Origin of the sequence: Eubacterium pyruvativorans, from assembly GCF_900102225.1 — a bacterium.
GTDB classification, from domain to species: domain Bacteria; phylum Bacillota; class Clostridia; order Peptostreptococcales; family Anaerovoracaceae; genus Aminicella; species Aminicella pyruvativorans.
On the sequence record NZ_FNBF01000048.1, the window covers coordinates 1 to 3,776 of the forward strand.

General features: G+C 43.5%; 2 protein-coding genes. Both read left to right on the top strand.

Going from position 1 to position 3,776, the window contains the following annotated elements; translation table 11 throughout:
- Positions 1-889 precede the first annotated feature (889 nt).
- Complete coding sequence (locus BLQ24_RS09835) at positions 890-2,329, top strand: AAA family ATPase (protein WP_090164747.1); 1,440 nt, start codon at positions 890-892, stop codon at positions 2,327-2,329.
- Complete coding sequence (locus tag BLQ24_RS09840) at positions 2,319-3,011, top strand: toprim domain-containing protein (RefSeq protein WP_090164748.1); 693 nt, start codon at positions 2,319-2,321, stop codon at positions 3,009-3,011. The genes BLQ24_RS09835 and BLQ24_RS09840 overlap by 11 nt, the downstream gene beginning before the upstream one ends.
- Positions 3,012-3,776: the final 765 nt, after the last annotated feature.

Consider the following 3,776-nt stretch of genomic DNA (forward strand, 5'->3'; position numbering starts at 1 on the left):
CCAGAAGTACTGCAAGAGCCTTCTTCGATGACTTAACCATTGTCATTCTCCTCCTAAATTCACTCGACAACCTCTTCATCACGGTGGATTTCCCGGTCAGAAATGGATATTTCTGCAACGAGAAAATAACCTTATGACGATAGCCATGTGAGAAGGAATTGTTCATGCGGACGGGTGAATGAAGTTGCGCAGCAGTGAATCGACGAATTGGATTCCGGGGATGGAAAGCCGCAGATTTCAATGGTTTCAGAGGGGTGATGCAATGAGGTATACGGGAGAAGGGCTGGAAGAATATACAATGAAACTTGAAGTGCCGAGCACCTAACTACGGATCGATCACCATTTCATTTTGTCCTTCTATGAAAACGTTCGAAAACGGATAAGTCTTTTCTTGCCTATCTTGAACCTATTCGATTCGAATAGAATAGAAAATATTCGTTTGAATTTCGAATGGAATATCGAATAGAACATTATTCTGTTCGATCAGAAGAATGATGCTGCAATGCTACTGAACCATCTGGCACAGCTGGCTTCTGATCGCAGATACTTTCTGTTTTGCCTCGCTCACCTGGTCTCTGGCCGAACTGATGCGATCCTGCATCAGCCAGTCTGCGATGAATCCGTAGAAGAAGTAATCTGCGAAGGAGAGAAAGTCATTCTCTACAGTTCTCTTACCTCCATTATACAGTTGGAAGGAGAAAATCAAACTGCAAATGCATAAAGAGGAGCATATGATCCGTGATACGAGCCATCTTAATAGTTAAGGTGCTCTCATCATCACATTTAATCCAAATAACGGAACAAAATGTATAGAAATCCGGTTTGCTTTATTGAAATTATTACAAAATCATAGTAATATACTACTAAGTGTAAACAGGAGGGTGACAAAATGAAGTCATGCGTCAGGATCACGAATATTTCAATCAGGAATTTCAAGAACGTCAATCATGGTGAACTATCGTTTATCAATGGCAGGAAAAATTTCAAGGCAAGTGTTTTAGGACTCTATGGCCAGAACGGCTCCGGGAAAACCGCATTGATTGATGCGCTGGAACTGCTGAAGTATGCATTATGCGCATTCGAGATTCCGGAGCAGTTTGCGGACTATGTCAGCGTTGACTCCGATCATTCAGAACTCACATATTCCTTTGATGTCACGCTGGACGAAACTGTATACCCTGTGATGTATCAATTGATTTTGACAAGAGAGCAGGTACAGGAAGGCGGGAATTCAGAGAGTGCAGCCGAAGAACAGACCAAATGCAAACCGAAACTCTCTGTCGAAGTGCTGAAGTGCCAGACGAAAACGTCCGGCGGTAAACTGAGAATGGGGAAAATAATCGATACGGGATCTTCCACCGTTTTTGCTCCGAAATCCAAATATGATCTGCTGGTTGGGAAGGATCGAGACACTTCGACGGATCTCCTTGTTGCAAAAAAATTGTCCCAGAAAACAGGAAAATCATTTTTGTTTTCAAACGATATTTTAACTGCAATCAGGAATCATTACATCGGAAACGACGATGTGAATGATGAAGAACAGGAAGAACGAAAATATTATCTGGCCATTATGGAATCTCTGGTTAAATTCGGAAATACCGAACTGTTCGTTATCAAAACTGCGAATTCGGGACTGATCAGCCTGAATGCGCAGCCTCTGGCATTCAAAATCCGGGGAAAGGAAACCGGATCATTGGGTGTCGTCGCGGTGCCGATCGAGGAACCTTCCGTCATACCGGAAAAGACCTTTCATGTTATGGAAGCTGTCATCAGAAACATGAACATCGTTCTGGAGAAAATTGTTCCGGGACTTACTATCGCCATAAAAAACCTCGGTAATCAGCTCATGCAGAATGGGGACATCGGCATACGAATCGAGCTCGTATCGAAGAAGAACAGCAGGGAAATTCCGCTGAAATACGAATCAGAAGGAATCAAAAAAATCATTTCCATTCTCCAGCTTCTGGTCGTTGTATATAACCAGAAGTCAATCACCGTTGCGATCGATGAGCTTGATTCCGGGCTGTTTGAGTACCTCCTGGGTGAGCTTCTGCGAATTATTTCTGAGAAGGGAAAGGGGCAGCTGATTTTCACCTCCCATAACCTCAGACCATTAGAAACAATTGACAGAGGTTTCGTGGCATTTACGACAACAAATCCGGAGAACCGATATATCCGGCTTACCAATGTGAAAGAAAACAATAACCTAAGGGATTTCTACTACAGAGATATTGTCCTCGGTGAGCAGGAAGATGCCGTCTACGATCTGACCAATAACGCAGAAATCGCATTGGCGTTCAGAGAGGCTGGTGAGAGTATTGGCTCGTAAAAAGATTGTTTTTGTCATTGTCGAGGGACCTTCCGATCAGGATGCACTGGAATTACTGCTGAACAAAATTTTTGATCGCGACAGGGTATTCGTTCACGTTACCTACGGGGATATTACCAGCAAAGCCGGCAATACACCTGCAAATATTCTAAAAAAAGTGCAGGCGGAGGTTGGAAAGTACGCAAAAAACAACCACTTCGAAAAATCCCATTTTAAAGAGGTCATCCATATTATCGATACGGATGGGACATACGTATCAGAGGATCGTGTAATTGAAGATGAAACCGTTGGCAAGACTATTTATTCCCCGGATTCCATAACAGCTCGTGATAAACAGAGCATCGTAGAGAGAAATCTTTCAAAAAGAAAGAACGTTGACAAGCTGCAAGCGACACCACTGATCTGGGGTAAAATCCCGTATGCCGTATACTATATGTCCTGCAATCTCGACCATGTTCTATATAACAAACAGAACAGTTCTGATGAGGAAAAGGAGAATGATTCGTTCGAGTTTGCTCGAAAGTATAAATCCGACACAGACGGGTTCAAACGGTTCATCTCAGAGTCTGACTTTTCCGTTGGCGGAGATTATCAATCAAGCTGGGAGTACATAAAAGAGGGGAAGCATTCCTTGGAACGACACACCAACTTAGGTCTCTGCTTTCCGGACTCTGAGCGGTAACTCCGGGAGCTCTCAACAGTTAAGGGCTGTTCCCATATAGGGTCAGCCCTTTGAAAAAGCTGAACTTCAATAAAGTGTCGGATTTCGCCGGTTTACTTTATGATATATCGTCTCCTTGAGATTTTGAATTTGTTTGAATTTCGGAGCGGTCCCTCCAGGGTAATTGGAAAGAAAGAGATCGCTTATCTTGATGTCGTTTCTTCTAAATTCCGCAGACAGCTTGCTGACAGACAGAAGGCCGTCCTTCCTTCGTGTGATATACAAATTGTCTGTTCTCCTGATAAAGTCGAGAATCTCCGCTTCTGAGAACCGTGACTGCTCTGCCGAGCAGCACACCTCTCCCATTTTCCGTATAAAAGCGAAGGATCTCTTCTTCAGTGCTTAGTAATATGTCTTCTCCGGGATTGTAGAGAAATTGCTCAGGTACAGGTCCGAAGCGCTGATGATTGTGTTCTCCGGCGTTGACATCACCATATCCCTGATCTGTTGTGCATATGAAGATGACATTACGATTAGAGTGTCCATGCATATTCATCCATTCCCTCGCCCGTACGCTCCATAATACTCCCTCTGAAATCGTTGGAATCAGATACTTTCCGGCCTCGAAATCAATGCTATAAATTTGCCATTTCGCAACTTCATGCACCCGTTCGCATGAACAATTCCTTTCCGCATGGCTATCGTCATAAGGTTATTTTCTCGTTGCAGAAATTTCCATTTCTGAGCGGGAAATCCACCGTGATGAAGAGGTTGTCGAGTGAATTT

Coding starts and splice junctions, on each gene's coding strand:
- BLQ24_RS09835 (WP_090164747.1), top strand. CDS start 890: ATGAAGTCATGCGTCAGGATCACGAATATTTCAATCAGGAATTTCAAG.